At 44.8% G+C, this 17927-nt stretch carries 16 protein-coding genes and 1 pseudogene; 11 read left to right on the top strand and 6 right to left on the bottom strand.

The window, feature by feature from the left end; genetic code table 11:
- The 5 genes from C1S73_RS03455 to C1S73_RS03435 all read left to right on the top strand — a co-directional run bounded on the left by C1S73_RS03455 (position 1) and on the right by C1S73_RS03435 (position 6356).
- Complete coding sequence (locus C1S73_RS03455) at positions 1 to 750, top strand: ADP-ribosyltransferase (RefSeq protein WP_038868663.1); 750 nt, start codon at positions 1 to 3, stop codon at positions 748 to 750.
- Positions 751 to 764: 14 nt separating this feature from the next.
- Positions 765 to 1538, top strand: a complete 774-nt coding sequence (locus C1S73_RS03450; RefSeq protein ID WP_038868662.1) for an ADP-ribosyltransferase — start codon at positions 765 to 767, stop codon at positions 1536 to 1538.
- A 110-nt stretch (positions 1539 to 1648) separates the two neighbouring features.
- Positions 1649 to 2389 carry an ADP-ribosyltransferase gene (locus C1S73_RS03445; RefSeq protein WP_038868661.1) on the top strand — a complete coding sequence of 247 codons (741 nt, stop codon included), beginning with the start codon at positions 1649 to 1651 and terminating at the stop codon, positions 2387 to 2389.
- A gap of 57 nt (positions 2390 to 2446) precedes the next feature.
- Complete coding sequence (locus tag C1S73_RS03440) at positions 2447 to 4735, top strand: hypothetical protein (protein ID WP_038868660.1); 2289 nt, start codon at positions 2447 to 2449, stop codon at positions 4733 to 4735.
- A gap of 4 nt (positions 4736 to 4739) precedes the next feature.
- Positions 4740 to 6356, top strand: a complete 1617-nt coding sequence (locus tag C1S73_RS03435; RefSeq protein WP_038868659.1) for a M91 family zinc metallopeptidase — start codon at positions 4740 to 4742, stop codon at positions 6354 to 6356.
- 97 nt (positions 6357 to 6453) lie between these two features.
- Here the strand turns inward: C1S73_RS03435 and hutH are convergent, their stop codons facing one another.
- From hutH to hutC, 5 genes are all read right to left on the bottom strand, one after another.
- Positions 6454 to 7989 (bottom strand): histidine ammonia-lyase, encoded by a 1536-nt coding sequence (hutH, locus tag C1S73_RS03430; protein ID WP_038868658.1) that lies wholly within the window; start codon positions 7987 to 7989, stop codon positions 6454 to 6456.
- A gap of 11 nt (positions 7990 to 8000) precedes the next feature.
- Positions 8001 to 9698, bottom strand: coding sequence for a urocanate hydratase (gene hutU, locus C1S73_RS03425; RefSeq protein ID WP_038868657.1), 1698 nt, complete (start codon positions 9696 to 9698; stop codon positions 8001 to 8003).
- 96 nt (positions 9699 to 9794) lie between these two features.
- Positions 9795 to 10808: a formimidoylglutamase gene (gene hutG / locus C1S73_RS03420; RefSeq protein ID WP_038868656.1), complete on the bottom strand. Its 1014-nt coding sequence runs from the start codon at positions 10806 to 10808 to the stop codon at positions 9795 to 9797.
- A 1-nt stretch (position 10809) separates the two neighbouring features.
- Positions 10810 to 12060 carry an imidazolonepropionase gene (gene hutI, locus C1S73_RS03415; RefSeq protein WP_038868655.1) on the bottom strand — a complete coding sequence of 417 codons (1251 nt, stop codon included), beginning with the start codon at positions 12058 to 12060 and terminating at the stop codon, positions 10810 to 10812.
- A gap of 119 nt (positions 12061 to 12179) precedes the next feature.
- On the bottom strand, positions 12180 to 12887 hold the full coding sequence (gene hutC / locus C1S73_RS03410) for a histidine utilization repressor (RefSeq protein WP_038868653.1): 708 nt from the start codon (positions 12885 to 12887) through the stop codon (positions 12180 to 12182).
- Positions 12888 to 13080: 193 nt separating this feature from the next.
- On the opposite strand from hutC, the gene C1S73_RS03405 reads away from it, so the two are divergent.
- From C1S73_RS03405 to rplT, 5 genes are all read left to right on the top strand, one after another.
- Positions 13081 to 13824, top strand: coding sequence for a sporulation protein (locus tag C1S73_RS03405; protein WP_038868652.1), 744 nt, complete (start codon positions 13081 to 13083; stop codon positions 13822 to 13824).
- A gap of 304 nt (positions 13825 to 14128) precedes the next feature.
- The gene (gene thrS / locus C1S73_RS03400) at positions 14129 to 16057 is read left to right on the top strand and encodes a threonine--tRNA ligase (protein ID WP_038868651.1); all 1929 of its coding nucleotides are present in this window, start codon (positions 14129 to 14131) and stop codon (positions 16055 to 16057) included.
- A 54-nt stretch (positions 16058 to 16111) separates the two neighbouring features.
- On the top strand, positions 16112 to 16612 hold the full coding sequence (gene infC, locus C1S73_RS03395) for a translation initiation factor IF-3 (protein WP_038868650.1): 501 nt from the start codon (positions 16112 to 16114) through the stop codon (positions 16610 to 16612).
- A 117-nt stretch (positions 16613 to 16729) separates the two neighbouring features.
- Positions 16730 to 16924, top strand: coding sequence for a 50S ribosomal protein L35 (gene rpmI / locus C1S73_RS03390; RefSeq protein ID WP_009705876.1), 195 nt, complete (start codon positions 16730 to 16732; stop codon positions 16922 to 16924).
- Between the two features lie 40 nt (positions 16925 to 16964).
- On the top strand, positions 16965 to 17318 hold the full coding sequence (gene rplT, locus C1S73_RS03385) for a 50S ribosomal protein L20 (protein ID WP_004727974.1): 354 nt from the start codon (positions 16965 to 16967) through the stop codon (positions 17316 to 17318).
- A 14-nt stretch (positions 17319 to 17332) separates the two neighbouring features.
- On the opposite strand, the gene C1S73_RS28185 is transcribed toward rplT, so the two are convergent.
- A complete protein-coding gene (locus C1S73_RS28185) occupies positions 17333 to 17461 on the bottom strand; it encodes a hypothetical protein (RefSeq protein ID WP_265102050.1) in 129 nt (42 codons plus the stop codon).
- Between the two features lie 177 nt (positions 17462 to 17638).
- Here C1S73_RS28185 and C1S73_RS03380 point away from each other — a divergent pair.
- Positions 17639 to 17918 (top strand): annotated as a pseudogene (locus C1S73_RS03380) (MazG nucleotide pyrophosphohydrolase domain-containing protein).
- Positions 17919 to 17927: the final 9 nt, after the last annotated feature.

Genomic DNA, 17927 nt, shown 5'->3' with positions numbered 1-17927 from the left:
ATGTTGAGGATTATTTCACTCTGTATTCTCTGTTTTAGCTTCGTCGCTCAGGCTGCGCCTTTTGAGGCATTGAAAGCCCCTTTACGTAGCCAAGTACAAGTCGATGAATTGGCGTCACAGTTTTCTGATTGGGCGAAAGCTTCCAGTGGTTGGCGATATAAATTGATGACGGCGAATGAAGTCGAAGCCTTGGAAGATTTTTCCGTTTCTGGCTATCAGCTTGCGAATGACTACTTAAGAGCTACGGATACCTCCACTTGGGGGAGTGCGGGAAAAAGTGCGAGGAGGTTTATTAAGCAGGTTCGTAGTGCCATGAAAAAACTGCCTCACTACAAGGGTGTAACCTACCGTGGTGCGTGGGCAAAGCAGTCTCTTTTGAACAAACTCCAAGTGGGAGATGTGGTCGTGGAACCTGCATTTACATCCAGTAGCACCATTCCAGAAATCGCGAAGCGTTTTGCCGTGGTTCGGCCTAACTCGCCCCAACCTTTACAGCGTGTGCTGTATGAAGTTCAAGTAAGAAACAGTGGTCGCGCACTTGGTGGCTTGTCTGAATTTGGTGGAGAAGCTGAGGTGTTGTTACCACCAAACACTTACTACAGAGTGACAAATATCGAATTGAATCGAGGTTCTGCGATGGTGGCGCTAGAGACCGTTTCGTCACATGAAGCGACGACGGGAACAACATATAACCTCTATTCAGGTGAAGAGATAAGCCATTCCTACTGGCGTACTCTAGTCTGCAGTTGAACAGGGAGCTTAATATGAAAAAAATGATTTTAGTCTTTTTACTGACTTTCTCGACTCACCATTTGGTGATAGCAGAAGATTTTGTAGAGTTTAAAGGGCGGGATTTGTCACCAGTTCAACAAGAGCAGATGGCAGATGACCTAATGGACTGGTCTGTCGAGAATCACGCAAAGGCAGAGCGGAAGATGATTCCGGAAGAGTACTCAGCAATTAAACGTTACGGTCGTGTAGACCATGATGTTGTGAATGAGTACATGCGAGCTGGCGAACCCAAAGAGTTCTTGATGCAGGGATATGGAGAGGCGCTTAAAAGCCGTGTTTCTCATATGCGAAGTGTGATGAACAAGCTGCCAAACTATAAAGGCACGGTTTATCGGGGCTCATCCATTAAGAATAGCCTTCTGGAAAAGCTTAATGTTGGCGACATCTTACATGAAAAAGCCTTTCTATCGACTTCTACTATTCCAAGTGTCGCCAGAAACTTTTCCGCTTCTGGAGCATATGAGGGAGTGTCTGCGGCTCAGTTTAAAATTGAACTGAAGTCGTCTGGGCGGGCTATTAATGCTTATACCTTTAAACCTTATGAAGCAGAAATTTTAGCAAAGCCCAATACTTATTTTCGTGTAGAAGCCATAGAGAGGCTTTCATCGAGAAAAAACTACATAAAAATAAGAGAGATCAAGAATCCAGCAAAATATCTAAAGGCTGAACCAGATATACACATTTACGATAGCTTTAGTGGAGAAGAAGTGTCACTTAGATCTCGGTCAGCATTGTATTGTCTTTGATGGTAGTTACCTCTCATGCCTGTTGTATGAGAGGTATTGTTTAAAATAATTTATTAACATTCTCCCAGTTATTTTTCTGGGAGATTTATTTCGTCAATTGGTAAATAAAAGTGAAATCTAGAAAAGTAATATTCGGCTTATTAGTTCACGCTAGTTTGTGTTCTCATGCAATTGCGGGCTTGAAGTACAATGATAAATACTACAGTAATGCAGATATAGAACAGATCATGGAAGTTATGTCTGAGCCTGGCATTGATGATTATGGAGAATTTAACAGACTAAGAACAGAATTATACGAACAAGCTGATGTTCAAAAAGATGTTCTTTCAGAAGAAGAGGTCGCTGCACTTGCCGAGTATCAAGACTATGCTTTTGCATCGACTCGAGAAAGTTTTATCTCAGGCGTTTTTGATGATGAAACCCTGAATATCATTGATCATATAGATTCAGCGTTTGAAATCGGTGCAAAGTATCAAGGCGTTACCTTTAGAGGAGAGCGTGAACTTGGGGCTTATATGTCAGACATACAAGTTGGAGATATTGTTAGTCCTAGCGCTTATGTTTCAACGTCTATATCAAAAGATGCTGCCTATAACTTTCATTCTGGCCAGCTTGCAAGATTTGAATTGCGACAGGGTAAAAGCGGTATTGTAATACCAAATGTTATTGATGGGGAGCTGGAGGTTCTTATTAATAGAAACTCTTACTTTGAAGTGACAGCTATTAAAACGAGTTATATGGGAACTCACGTTATTTACCGAGAAATAAATCATAACTCAATAGGTAATAAGAAAATAAAAGATATGCATAGCGGCGAAGAAATCACAGCCGCTGAAGTGTGCGATTTTTAAAGTCATATTTATGAACGGTCCATTTTACTCTTTAAATATATAAAGAACATATTACTAATGAATTCAAAGTTAATACCCAGTTTCATCGCTTTGGCTGCATTCAGTCCTGCTACCTATTCATTGTGCTTTATCGATGGTGTGTCTGATACACAAAGCTTAAATAGCTTCTATAGTCAGCGTCTAGAAGGGCACCTCCATCAGGAATTTTTCTCAGAACCTCAGTTTGGCTCTACATTCGGTGAGCTAGAACACTCTTCACAACAACAGCTGTTTTCTGAGGCATGGCCTTCAACAGAAGAGGCATTAAATGCTGTACCAGTAGCCGCAGAAAGTGCGTTAAGTGGCCCTGCAATATTAAATCGTCTGGGTCGAGCTGGAAGCTCTACACTTGAAGTGCTTGGCCCTGTTGGCGATGCTTTTGCTGTGGGGGTTTGGGCAGAGAGTATGGCATCTACATTTTCCAAAGAGTCATCGACGCGTTTAGATAAAGCAGCGTCTGTCTTCTCGATTGTGCCATTGGTCGGTGATGAGCTAAACATGCTGTCCAATGATATTAAATACTTTGCAGCGAAAGAGAAGATTGAGGAGTTTGAATCTCAAACTCACTATGTTTTTAATGATCATCATCCTGATTTCAATCGATTTCATCACAAAAAGGAAGACGCAATTAAGCTGATTAATCAATACGATAGGCACGTTAACGCGTCGATTGAAATGTACATCGACCAACTATTGCTTGCTGCGGATACGGAATATCGCCGAATAACAGCAGGTTATGACCGTCAGCTTGTGAGGCAAATGGCGAGGATGGATCTGGAATATCTCAAGGTTTATGGTCACATATCAGAGCAATCAAATCTCAATAGCCCGTTATGCTCGGACGTTGCTGATAATCCGCTTAATTTGCTGGATTGTGTCAAATCACAAGGTCAGGAGCGGATTCAGCTGATCGCTCAACAATTATCCTCGTCAGAATTAAATCAACTTCACCTAAAATTACACGAAGCGAAGCGCTCGCTTGTCCAAACTTCCATAAATAACTTGCAGGGGCACAAAGACATACTGCTCAGTAATGTCATTGCTCGTGCAAAGAGCCATCTTCCTGAAGTCTACCAATACACGAGACTTAACCGACGTTTACTTGAGGAGAGGGCACGTATGAGTGGGTTGCGTGAGTATGCGAAAGTGAATTGGAATGTGGATTATTTGTCAGAAGAGCAATTACATACCGCGACATTTGAAGTGAAGCCAGCAAGAGAGTGTTGGGGTATACCGTCCGTTTATCCCGGTGGTATTCAGGCATCGCTTGACGCATGTAAAGACTCAGGACCGCTCTATGACACCTACCATGTATCTAAAGATCAAGAGCTCGTTGATGTGATCAGAAAATCGTTTAACTTCGATGTGGATACTTATGTGGGAGCGAAGGTCAACCAAGGTTGGCAGTCGGGATTATTGCGCTCTAAATTAAATGATGTGGCTTATGCGTATGTATTTGGTCAACTCTCAAATCAAGCATTTGAAACCTTGATAACACAGCTATCAACAATGAAAGTGCTTCCTTATCAAACTACCTTAACCGAGTACTTAAATAGCCAGGGCTTGAATGCTAACGATCCTGAGCAAAGGAAAGACTGGTATCAGCTTAGCCGTTGGTATGAACTGCTTTTAACTGAAAAACCATCCGGAGGGGTATTAAGTGCTATCAAGCAATATGAAGTGTTCCGCGCTTTCATACAGCCAGTCTTCGAACAAACGATTGTTGCGGCTTACCTTCGTGATGTGTACTACTCAATACCTTACCCAAGCCTCTATTCAGCGAAGAACCTTCGATTTTATTCTCCAATTATGGCAAATACTTTTGACCAAGTTGTAGCGAGCTCCAACGCGAACACGCTGCTGAGAAACTTAGATTCGGCTGTGGGTGAAATCATCGAAAAAGTACATGAGGTTAATACCGCTAACGACTTACATTATCTACTTGGTGATTTGGCCTTGTACGCACAAATCGCTCAACACCAACAATCTGAAGTGCATGTACTGACGTCTGGTGTTAATTCTGCCCAGCTTTTTAATAGTTCATTATCAGTGGTGCATAGACAGTATCTCAATGAAGCGCATCAGCGGGGCCTTTTTCAGCAAGTGAAAGCATCAGATCAGCATCCTCTTTGGCAAGCGCTGTCTAATGTCGGTAACAAACTGTCTGAAGGTGAACTGGAGTTGGCGATTACTCAGTTGGGTGATGTTATTCGGAACAACGAAATGACAATGCTTCCGCAGATTAACGAAGTGCTTCTCCAAGAGCTAGAAGAGCTTATCGAGCTACAGATTAAGATTGAGGGTTAATAGGATGAAAACTTTAACAAAAGTGATGTCAGTCATTTTTACATTCTTAATATTGATTGGAAGTGCTTTTGCTGGTGGTGGTGCAGAGATGGGGGAGTTTTATGCTGCCCCTGATGGTGTGAAGGTCATTTATGGGTACAACACCCCGCAGTACGGTAATCTCTATCGAGTATCAACTAACCTGTATGTACAAACAAAGGATGACGCTTATCTTGCAGATATTAAACTTCTGATTCAAAAACTGAAAATATCACCGACTGGGCGAGAAGTGTTGCGCCAAATCGCGACTTATACTCCCGTCAATGCTCCAGAAGATACTGTAGCCCCCCTTATTGAGCATCTTCAAGGCGTTGATACGAATAAGGTTAATGTGGTGACCGTGATTCGCGAGCCGGAAAGCGCTGGTCGTTTGTTTGAGACCGTTCCTTCCAGTTTCGTTGATAGGCAAAAGTCTGAGCTTGTCTATTCAAGGCAATTTGATGGAAAAGGCGTGTCAAACACGGTCTTCTTTTCTACCCAAGAGGTGGTTAATATTCCGGGAACGGACAAGCCTTTTGATCAAGCGGTCGCGCTAGGTCATGAGTTAATTCATGCTCGTGATTACGCTTCAGGCGCGATGCCTCCAGGTAGTGTGCTATTAAAACATCGTCATCCCGAAACCGGACAGGTTACAGAGTACTCGATTGAAAATGCCGAATATCAAACGACGGGAATTTTCCATTATAACAATGCAGAAAGCGGCAGAGATGCTGAGACTGCGATAAGTGCAATTCGTAGTGATGCGATCATGAGGCGGGAAGAGATGTACTTCCGCTGGAAATCTAATGGGCAGAACAAGCCGAAAGCTTATTTGAAAAATGAAAAGGTAGTGAGTGAGTTTCATTTGGCCGATGATCTTGGCGCATATAAGAGAAATACTTATTGGCCTGCAGGGCAGTACCAATATCATCCTTATACGGTTGAGGTAAGGCCAGCTGCTGCAGGATCTCTATCACCCAAATGGAATACATTGGAGGGTAAGCAAGCCCATGTCGAAGTTCGTCGAGCATTGAACCAGTCTTTGAGTGAAGGCAAGGAGACGGCGATTGTGCTTATTGATGCGACCGAGCAACGATTATCGCAAAGCTTACAACACTCTCCGGCGCTGACAAGGCGTGGTTTAGGGAACCAAAGTGCGATCTTAAATTATGCTGCTAAGAACAACATTAAAGTGTTCAATGCTTATAGTTCTGAAAATGAAACGCCTCTGGCGAGTTTGAAGAAGAAAAAACGCAGCCGAATGTACCGCGCAATTCTTGGGCAACCCGAAAGTTCGGGTGGATACAAAGATGTTCAGTTTAGTTTGGACAATCAATCCTTACTTTCACAAGAACTCGAAGGTCAAGATACTGTACTCGTGATGGCGTATTCCGATGGTCAAATGACAACAAACATCGTCGATAGTTTATCAGACGACCTCAATAAGCAAGTTCTGGTCTCACGACATTCTAATCTCGATTATCAACCTTCAAACTTGAGTGTAGAAGAGAGTACCGCTTGGTTGAATATCCGAGAAAAACAGAATGTGAAAATGCTTGGCTCTGGCAGCCGTAGCCGTTTTAACATTTGTAGTATTCAGTAATGTTCTAATGATGTTGCTACAAAGGTAACAAGAAGAATCAAAAAATAAAGCCGATTGAGTTTGCTGCTCAATCGGCTTTTTCTTAATAAGAAGTGTATTAGTGCACGCTAGGGAGCAAACTCTCTGGCATTAATGCATTGTGCAGTGCCAGTTTGAGAAGGGAGTTTGCCTGCTCGATATCTGGCGCGAAGTAGCGGTCTTTGTCGTAGAACGAGACTTTCTCGCGCAGCATTTGCTTGGCAATTTCGATACGCTCAGAAGACTTGTTTGGCGCTCGGAAATCCAACCCTTGCGCGGCAGATAAGTATTCAACCGCCAAAATACCACGCGTATTCTCTCCCATTTCTTTCAAACGACGAGCCGCAAACGTGGCCATTGAGACGTGATCTTCTTGGTTCGCGGACGTAGGTAAGCTATCGACAGAAGCTGGGTGAGCCAGTGTTTTGTTTTCACTCGCTAGTGCTGCTGACGTTACCTGCGCAATCATAAAGCCCGAGTTGACGCCGCCATTGTCGACCAAGAATGGAGGAAGTTTAGACAGAGCACTATCAATAAGCAGTGCCATGCGACGCTCTGACAAACTACCAATCTCTGCAATCGCAAGAGCAAGGTTATCCGCCGCCATAGCAACGGGCTCCGCATGGAAGTTACCACCAGAGATGATGTCGTCGTCTTCTGCGAACACAAGCGGGTTATCCGATACCGAGTTCGCCTCTACTTGCAGAGTGTCTGCCGCATTGCGAATTTGTTGTAAACAAGCACCCATAACTTGAGGCTGACAGCGCAGTGAATAAGGGTCTTGAACCTTTTCACAGTTGGTATGGGATTCACCAATCTCACTGGTTGCTTCTAACATATGTCGATACGCTAACGCCGCATCCATTTGGCTGCGATGGCCACGAACTCGGTGGATACGAGGATCGAACGGACGACGGCTGCCTAGTGCTGCTTCTACTGACATCGCGCCACAAACGGTAGCAGATGAGAACAAATCTTCGGCAATGAACAAGCCTTCTAACGCAAATGCCGTTGACGCTTGAGTACCGTTAAGCAGTGCAAGACCTTCTTTAGGCGCCAGTGTAATTGGTTCTAGACCAGCAATTTGCAGAGCCTCTAAGCCAGAAATGACTTTGCCATTGTGACGCGCTTGGCCTTCACCAAGAAGTACCGTACTCATGTGAGCCAGCGGCGCTAAGTCTCCCGATGCGCCTACTGAGCCCTTTTGTGGCACGCATGGATACACCTGCGCGTTCACCAAATCAATCAGCATGTTGATGACTTTTAAACGCAAACCTGAGAAGCCACGCGCAAGGCTATTGATCTTAAGAACCATCATTAAGCGAACGGTTTCGTCAGACATGAATTTCCCGATGCCTGCCGCGTGAGAGAGTACAATACTGCGTTGCAGTGTTTCTAGATCTTCTGGCGCAATACGTGTGTTCGCGAGTAGACCGAAACCCGTATTGATGCCATAAACGGTGCGATCTTCTGCAATCACTCGGTCTACAACTTGAGTGCTTTCCTCAATGGCCGGAATGGCTTCTGGATCGAGAGTAAGGTTGACAGGTGAGCGGCTCACCTGACGCAGTTCGTTTAAGCTAATATGGCCTGGCTTTAGCGTTAAATTGAGCATGTCTTTCATCCTTACTTCAGCTTTTTCAGTTCTTCGTTGAGCATTGGTAGATCTAATTTTTGTTCGGCTGCGCATTGTTTGGCGATGTCGTAGCCGGCATCAGCATGACGCATAACGCCCGTCGCTGGGTCATTGTGAAGTACGCGAGCAATACGCTCAGACGCATCATCACTGCCATCACAACAAATAACCATTCCCGAGTGTTGAGAGAAGCCCATACCAACACCGCCTCCGTGGTGTAGAGACACCCACGTTGCGCCGCCTGCTGTATTCAATAGCGCATTAATTAGCGGCCAATCCGATACGGCATCAGAGCCATCCATCATACCTTCGGTTTCTCGGTTCGGGCTGGCTACAGAGCCGGAGTCTAAGTGGTCACGGCCAATAACAACCGGTGCTTTAAGTTCACCGTTTTTCACCATTTCGTTGAAGGCTTGGCCAAGACGTTCACGGTCTTTTAAACCCACCCAACAGATACGTGCCGGTAGACCTTGGAACTGAATGCGTTCACGTGCCATGTCTAGCCAGTTGTGCAGGTGAGGGTTATCAGGGATCAGCTCCTTTACTTTCTGATCGGTTTTGTAGATGTCCTCTGGATCGCCAGACAACGCTGCCCAACGGAATGGCCCAATACCTTCACAGAATAATGGGCGAATGTAAGCCGGTACGAAACCAGGGAAATCAAATGCGTTTTCTACGCCTTCTTCCAACGCCATTTGACGGATATTGTTTCCGTAATCCAGTGTTGCAGCGCCGCGGTTTTGCAGCTCTAGCATGGCTTGAACTTGTACAGCCATTGATTGTTTCGCCGCTTTCACTACGCCGGCTTCATTTTGCAAGCGCATTTCTGCTGCATGAGACATGCTCCAACCTTGAGGTAAGTAGCCGTTCAATGGGTCGTGCGCAGAGGTTTGGTCTGTTACTACATCTGGTGTGATGTTACGTTCCACAAGCTCTGGGAAGATGTCTGCTGCGTTGCCTAGTAGACCGACAGAAATAGGCGTGTCGGATTCTTTGATCATCGTTAGCGCTTCATCCAACGATGTGGCTTTCTTGTCGACGTAGCCTGTGCGTAGACGGTAATCGATACGTGATTCATCGCACTCGACGGCTATCATAGAGAAGCCTGCCATGGTACCTGCTAAGGTTTGCGCGCCACCCATACCACCTAGACCGCCAGTTAAAATCCAACGACCTTTTGCCTCGCCGTTAAAGTGCTTTTTAGCGACCGAGACAAACGTCTCGTAAGTGCCTTGAACAATGCCTTGTGAGCCGATGTAAATCCAGCTACCTGCAGTCATTTGTCCGTACATCATCAGGCCTTCTTTATCGAGCTCATTGAAGTGCTCCCAATTGGCCCAATGTGGAACTAGGTTTGAGTTCGCAATCAGAACGCGTGGCGCATTTTTGTGAGTCGGGAAAACGCCAACTGGTTTGCCTGATTGAACGAGAAGAGTTTGGTCATCGTCGAGTCTTTCTAACACTTCAACAATCTTATCGAAGCATTCCCAATTTCGTGCTGCTCGACCGATACCACCGTATACAACGAGCGAGTGAGGGTGCTCGGCTACGTCTGGGTCAAGGTTGTTCATCAGCATACGAAGTGGGGCTTCCGTCAGCCAAGATTTGGCGCGCAGGTCGGTACCGCGTGGAGCACGAATTGTTCTGCTGGTATCAAGTCGTGGATCTTGTCCTTGGCGCTGTGTCATTTTAAGACTCCTTTAGTTTCACGTGTGTACCAAGTCTGTGCTTGGCTATTTCTACTCGAGTAAAGTGCTGTTCGAGTTAATCGTTATTGGGTTTGCTTATTTAGGCTTGTGGTCTTTCTCTGCCATGGCATTGGCAATGTCCCAACATAGGCGGGCTGCCAATCGAGCGGTTTGACTATCGACGTCATACGTGGGGTTGTACTCGGCAATGTCTGCCAGCATAAGCTTGTTTTTGTAATGTAGGATTCGGTCGAGAAACGGCGAAATGATGTCGTAGCTGACTCCTCTCGCTGCTGGGGCGCTTACACCCGGAGCTGTTGCCGCAGGGAATACGTCCAAATCAATCGTTAGATAGAGGTAATCGCAGTCATCGATAAAGTGCTGTAGCTGCGTTAAATGGTAACTGTGGTTCATGTAGCAAAGCTGTTTGTCTTCCACATACCAAACGTTGAGTTCGTCCGCTTTCTGGAATAGTGCTTTAGTATTGCTGCTGCGACTGACACCGATGCAAGCGTAATGAAACTTCCAATCATTGTGTTGGCAGAAGTCATGGATTTGATTAAATGGTGTCCCTGAGCTCGGTTTTACATCTGCCAGCGAACTTTCAAAAGCACGTAGGTCAAAATGTGCGTCGAAGTTGATTATGCCAATCTTCGGCTGCTTTTCTTGGTGATGAGTTTTGAAGTATTCGGCCAACCCAGAAAATGACGCCCATGCGATCTCGTGCCCGCCACCTAGGACGACGACCGGCGTATGGGGTAGTGCTTGAGCAACCGTGGCTGCGCATTGCGATTGGCTGCTCTCTAGTAAGTCGTCTTCGCAAACGACAGTACCAAGGTCATAAAGCGGCGCATCTTGGTGCCAAGCGAGATTGGCTAGGGCACGACGGATTAAATCCGGTGACTTTTTCGCGCCAATACGGCCTTTATTTCTTGCAACACCCGCATCGGTAGCAAAGCCAAGGATTGAGACGCCTTCGCTTTTGTTCGGCAACTCTTCAACAGAAATATTTTTAATCACGTGGTGAACGCGTTTACCCAGTTCTCCATCTTCTGCATCGTGGCGACCTTGCCAATGAAATGGAGCGGTATTTGGATCTGATTGAGCCATGTTACAGTCCTCCGTGAGAGACATATTCACCATTGACTATACGACCTACCAAACGTTTTGCGCCGACTTGGTAACTGAGGTCTGCCGGGTGTTCGATATCCCAAATTGAGAAGTCAGCGTCATAACCGACTTCAATCACGCCACGAGATTCCCCATAACCCAATGCTTTTGCCGCGTTTTGAGTGACGCCACGCAGCGCTTCTTGAGGCGTTAGGCGGAACAGAGTGCAAGCCATGTTCATCATCAGGGTTAAATCTGCGAACGGTGACGTGCCAGGGTTGATATCCGTCGCTATCGCCATTGGCACCTTGTGCGTTCTAAGCAAATCGATAGGTGGTAATTGGGTTTCACGTAAGAAGTAAAATGCGCCAGGGAGCAAGGTTGCGACGGTAGAAGAGTAGGCAAGGGCACGTACGCCAATTTCATCCAGATATTCAATATGATCGGCAGAAAGACCATTGTATTGGGCGGTTAGAGCCGTACCACCTAAATCAGAGAGCTGCTCAGTATGACCTTTCACATGCAAGCCATGTTTTTTTGCCGCTTCAAAGACCCGCTCGGTTTGCGCTAAGTTAAAACCAATCGATTCACAAAACACATCGACGCTGGTGGCGAGCTTTTCTTCTGCCACGAGGGGAATAATGTCATCACAAATGTGTTGGATATAATCGTCAGCACGGTCTCTAAATTCTGGTGGGAGTGCATGAGCGGCGAGTAGAGTTGTGGTGATTTTTACTTTGCGCTCTTGCTCTAAGGCTTTCGCTGCTCGCAGCATCTTGATTTCATCAGCTAGCGTGAGACCGTAACCAGACTTAACTTCGATAGAGGTAACACCGCTTGCGAGCAATCCATCTAAACGTGGCAAAGCGAGTTCGATAAGTTGTTCTTCAGTGGCGGCACGAGTGGCATGAACGGTAGAGAGAATACCACCGCCTTGCTTGGCGATTTCTTCATAAGGCACACCATTGAGGCGCATTTCAAACTCGTTGGCTCGATTTCCGGCGTACACAAGATGAGTGTGGCAATCAATCAAACCTGGCAACAATAGCTTGCTTTGAAGATCAATGGTTTGTTCGTAGTGGTCTGGATTCAAAATGGATTCGGTATGTTCGCTATCGTTACCTTGTTCTTTCGTGCTGATGGCGACAATTTTTCCTGATCGAATTCCCACACGAGCAATTGGAGTTGGCAAGTATCCTTGTTCTCTTTCTTGCATGGTTACCAGTCGTGCATTTTCAATCAACAAATCCATTTCCACTCATCCCAATACTTGCTTGATTAAATGTATATACAAATAAATAGGAGAAAAAAGCATCACTGACAAGACTAATGTTGCTGAAATGTGATCAAAACGAAGAAGTAATGCCTAGTTTACAATAAGATCTTAGAGCTTAATTTGTACTTATTGCCTGGGTGATAAAGTAACGCGGTGCTGACCAGTTTATCTTGACTCCACGTACGGCGATTAAGTAGCAAACACGGCTCGTTGGCTTGCATTTTTAGGTCTTGTTTTACACGAGCGTCGGGGATAATTGCTTCGACAGTATGTTCGATGGCACTGAGTGGGCAGTTGCCCGACAAGTACTGGTTTGGCGTCATACAAGTGAAATCTTGTTGCAAGTAGTTGGGCGCATATTGACTGTTGACCCAACGCAGTTCTAGTTGGATAGGAGTGTGATCTTCAAAATGGATAATCTCACTGTAAAACACTGTGGTACCAAGCATCACGCCAAGTTTGGTCGCAATACTGTCATCGGCTTTGATGGAGATTTGTTGCAACACTTCACTGTGATGCTCTCGTCCGCGATTACTGATTTCATCAGCAATGTTACGAATGTCTAATAGGGGAGATTCAGACTTCTCAGCCGGATCACAAACAAAGGTGCCGAGACGAGGGCGGCGTTGAAGTTTACCTTCATTCACTAAATCTCGGATCGCTTTGTTGACGGTCATACGGCTCACACCAAACTGTTCCGTCAATTCGATTTCTGTTGCGATGCGATGACCAACCATCCACTCACCCGAATCAATTTTATCGAGGATAAATCGTTTGATTTGCATATAGAGTGGTGCAGACATAAAGGCTTCCTTTTAATTGACTATACAAATAGTGCGTAATCTATAGACAAATTGCAAACAGACATACGTATTTTGTGCAGTGATAAAAGGAATTAGTCCGCATTCTTGTCGTCTATTGCTTGCAGGAGTTTCATCAGTTGTGTAAACAGAGACTTATCAGAATAACGAAAACAGACAGTCACAAAGGAATCGCATGTTTAAAAAACTAAAAGCGTCACTCGGTATCGGCTCGGCAAAGGTAGATACGATTTTAGATGAGATGAGCGTTTATCAAGGTTCAACATTACGTGGTCACGTCCAAATCAAAGGTGGTGATGTTGAACAACAAATTGATGCCATCACCATCAAACTGAACACGGAAATGAAAGTAGAAGCAGACGACAGCGTTAGTTACCAGACATTCACGATCGATCAATTGAAGGCGGTTGAACCTTTCATCATCCAACCGAATGAAGAAAAACAAGTGCCGTTCGAGTTAAAACTGCACGATGAAACGCCAATTACGGCAGTAAGCGCCATGAAAAACCAGTGTCATGTTTGGGTAGAAACCACATTAGACATCGGTTTTGCGATTGACCCACGCGATCGTGACTACATTGAAGTAAAGCCATTACCCGCAGCATCACGAGTAATTGGCGCCATTGAGCAAGCTGGTTTTACTATGGTTAAAGCCGATGTAGAGAAGGGCTTCTTACGTGGTAATACATTCTCGTCACGTTCGGGTATTTACCAAGAGCTAGAGTTCCGTAATAACGGCTTCGTTTCCACTAAAGAAATCGAATTGTCATTTATATTGGATGGTGCGACGCTCCATTGTTTAGCGGAGATCGACCGCTCATTTAGCATGTCTGGTGATCAGTATCGTTCATTCTCTTTACCTATTGATGCGACAGATTCACAGGTTGCAGCAGCAATCGCTCCGACTCTTAACCTGTAATCGCTTACTCTACGGTTCTCATAAGCTCTGATGGAAGAGGGACACTCACTATCAGAGCTATTTTCATTTTTAGATCGCGTCGACTTTTTTTCAAAATTATTGAGGCTCTCATTCATTGAACAATGAAGTTTCAGTGACAAATTGAAATCGCTCTTTGCATTCTAAATGTGAGCTAGGTACAATCCCCTTCTCGATATTGGTCCGGTATTCGTGTTACCGAGCGGCCTTTACCGATTCTCGAAAAATCTTCTAATTTGAATAACATGTGTTGCTTGGTGTGCAACACCACTGTAAAGGATATAGCATGCCTATTATTACTCTTCCTGACGGCAGTCAGCGTCAATTTGACAACCCAGTTTCTACTATGGAAGTTGCGCAATCGATCGGTCCTGGTCTTGCAAAAGCAACTATCGCTGGTCGTGTAAATGGTAACCGCGTTGATGCGTGTGACTTAATTGAAGAAGACGCAAGCCTTGAGATCATCACAGTTAAAGATGAAGTCGACGGTTTAGAAATCGTTCGCCACTCATGTGCTCACCTTCTTGGTCACGCTCTAAAGCAACTTTACCCGCAAGCTAAAATGGCGATCGGTCCAACCATCGACAATGGCTTCTACTACGACATCGACCTAGAAGAATCTCTAACGCAAGACGATCTTGAAAAGATTGAAAAGCGTATGAAAGAACTAGCGAAGACCAAGTACGAAGTTGTTAAGAAAAAGGTCAGCTGGCAGGAAGCACGTGATACGTTTGAATCACGTGGCGAACCATACAAAGTGGAAATCCTAGACGAAAACGTATCTCGTGATGATCGTCCAGGTCTTTACCACCATGAAGAATACATCGACATGTGTCGCGGTCCTCACGTTCCTAACATGAGTTTCTGTCAACATTTCACTCTATTGAATGTTGCGGGTGCTTACTGGCGTGGTAACAGCGACAACAAAATGCTTCAACGTATCTACGGTACGGCTTTCCACGATAAGAAAGCACTGAAAGCGCACCTTACTCGCCTTGAAGAAGCAGCGAAGCGTGACCACCGTAAACTTGGTAAGCAACTAGACCTATTCCACATGCAACAAGAAGCACCAGGTATGGTGTTCTGGCATCACAATGGTTGGTCTATCTTCCGTGACCTTGAAGTATTTGTACGCTCTAAGTTAGACGAATACGGTTACCAGGAAGTAAAAGGTCCACTTATTATGGACCGTGTTCTTTGGGAACGCTCTGGTCACTGGGACAAGTACGCTGATGCGATGTTCACCACTTCTTCTGAAAACCGTGAATACGCACTGAAACCAATGAACTGTCCAGGTCACGTGCAGATCTTTAACCAAGGTCTAAAATCGTACCGTGATCTACCGTTACGTATGGCTGAGTTCGGCTCATGTCACCGTAACGAACCATCTGGTGCACTACACGGCATTATGCGTGTACGTGGTTTTACTCAGGATGACGCTCACATTTTCTGTACTGAGAGCCAAATTCAAGAAGAAGTAACAAATTGTATCAAGATGGTGTACGATACGTACCAAACATTTGGTTTCGACAACATCGTAGTGAAACTGTCTACTCGTCCAGAGAAACGTGTAGGTTCAGATGAAATCTGGGATCAATCTGAAGAAGCATTGAAACAGTCTCTAGAATCAATGGAAATTCCATACGAGATTCAAGAAGGCGAGGGTGCATTCTACGGTCCTAAGATTGAATTCACGCTATACGACTGTCTAGACCGTGCATGGCAGTGTGGTACTGTTCAGTTAGACTTCAACCTACCAGGTCGCTTAGGTGCAACCTACGTAGGTGAAAACAATGAACGTCTTGTTCCGGTGATGATTCACCGTGCAATTCTAGGTTCACTAGAGCGTTTCATTGGTATTCTTATCGAAGAATATGCTGGTTTCTTCCCAACTTGGTTGGCGCCAGAACAGGCAATTCTTATGAACATTACTGATAAACAGTCAGATTATGTTCAGGAAGTAGTACAAAAACTACAAAAAAGTGGAATTAGAGCTAAAGCGGACTTGAGAAATGAGAAGATTGGCTTTAAAATCCGCGAACACACTTTGAAGCGTGTACCGTATATGCTTGTTGTCGGTGACCAAGAAATGGAAGCTGGCGAAATCGCAGTACGTACTCGTAAAGGTAAAGATCTCGGCAAATTTAAAGTGGATGATTTCATTGCATACATCCAAGACGAGATTTCAAGCCGTAAGCTCAATCTGGAGGAATAAGCTATTAAAGGCGGAAGACGCGGCCAACAGCCGGTAAAACAAAACCCACACCGTATGAACGGTGAAATTCGTGGCGTTCGTGAAGTTCGACTAACTGGCGCTGACGGTGAATCAGTTGGTGTTGTATCGATTCAAGAAGCGATCGCAGCTGCTGAAGAAGCAGGCATGGATCTTGTGGAGATCAGTCCTAACGCTGAGCCGCCAGTCTGTCGTGTTATGGACTACGGCAAATTCCTCTTTGAGAAGAGCAAATCTGCTAAAGAGCAGAAGAAAAAGCAAAAACAGGTTCAGATTAAGGAAGTAAAATTCCGTCCTGGAACTGATATTGGAGACTATCAGGTAAAACTACGCAACCTGACGCGTTTCCTTGAAGAAGGCAACAAAGTGAAGGTAACAATTCGCTTCCGTGGCCGAGAAATGGCGCACCAAGACATCGGTGTTGACGTTCTTCATCGCTTAAAAGAAGACACTGTAGACTTTGCTGTAGTGGAATCTTTCCCAAGTCGAATCGAAGGTCGTCAGATGATCATGGTTCTAGCCCCTAAAAAGAAGTAATTAACGGCTCATCAAGTAATTAAGACCTAGCCGTTTCCCTTTTAAAGGTAAGCGGTTGGGTTTTGTTCGCCCTAATTACGTTGTTTATTAAACCTACTCAATGCGGAGTTATTCATCATGCCTAAGATGAAAACCAACAAAGGTGCTGCTAAGCGTTTTAAGAAAACTGCTGGTGGTATTAAGTACAAGCACGCTACAAAACGTCACATCCTGACTAAGCGTACTACTAAGAACAAGCGTCAGCTACGTCCAAATGCAATTCTTCCACGTTGTGAAGTTGCTGCAGTTGTTCGTATGTTGCCATACGCTTAATTCTTTATAGTTATCAATCGTTTAGTTTAGGAGAAGCATAATGCCTCGCGTAAAACGTGGTGTACAAGCTCGTGCACGTCATAAGAAAGTTCTAAAACAAGCTAAAGGTTACTACGGTGCACGTTCACGTGTTTACCGCGTAGCTTTCCAAGCAGTTACTAAAGCTGGTCAATACGCTTACCGTGACCGTCGCGCTAAGAAACGTCAATTCCGTCAACTATGGATTGCACGTATCAACGCAGCATCTCGTCAAAATGGTCTATCTTACAGCCGTTTCATCAACGGTCTTAAGAAAGCATCTATCGAGATCGACCGTAAGATCCTAGCGGACATCGCAGTATTCGATAAAGCAGCATTTGCTGTTCTAGTTGAAAAAGCGAAAGCTGCTCTTTAATTAGCAGTTTAGGATTAAGAAAAGGAGAGCATTAGCTCTCCTTTTTTATTGCTTTCTGTTTCCCTTGCCACAAACTCTCCCATTTCCCATTTCCCATTTCCCATTTCCCATTTCCCATTTCCCATTTCCCATTTCCCACTCATATCCCAACTCCGACCAAATCAGTTGCTCTAATGGCTGGATTTGCTATTTTTCCTCTACTCATCACGTCATGGATAAGGAGCATCTGTGTTACCGAGCTATTGGGAATATCGCGTTCAATCATTCTGTTATCTACTGATGGTAGGGTTTATTAGGATTACAAACAAAAAGGATTAGAAATGGACATTCGACAACTACAAGCGCATATAAAAGAGTTTGATCACGACCCGGAACAGAAACAGCATTATTTCCTCAAACTGATTGAAGAAGTGGTTGTCTGAATCGATTAGGAAAGACGCCACTGGACAACCGACAGAGGAGACAATTAAAGGAACAATCGCGGAAGAACTCTACGACGTACTCTATTATGTTTGTGCATTAGCCAATGTTTACGAAATAGATTTAGAAAAAACGCACGAAGTGAAAGAGATACTGAACAAACGAAAATACAACCGCTAGGGAAGGGGA

It is taken from the genome of Vibrio jasicida 090810c (genome assembly GCF_002887615.1).
GTDB classification, from domain to species: Bacteria; Pseudomonadota; Gammaproteobacteria; order Enterobacterales; family Vibrionaceae; genus Vibrio; species Vibrio jasicida.
The sequence above is the reverse complement of the archived record's forward strand: the minus strand, read 5'-3'. Positions and strand labels throughout refer to the sequence as shown.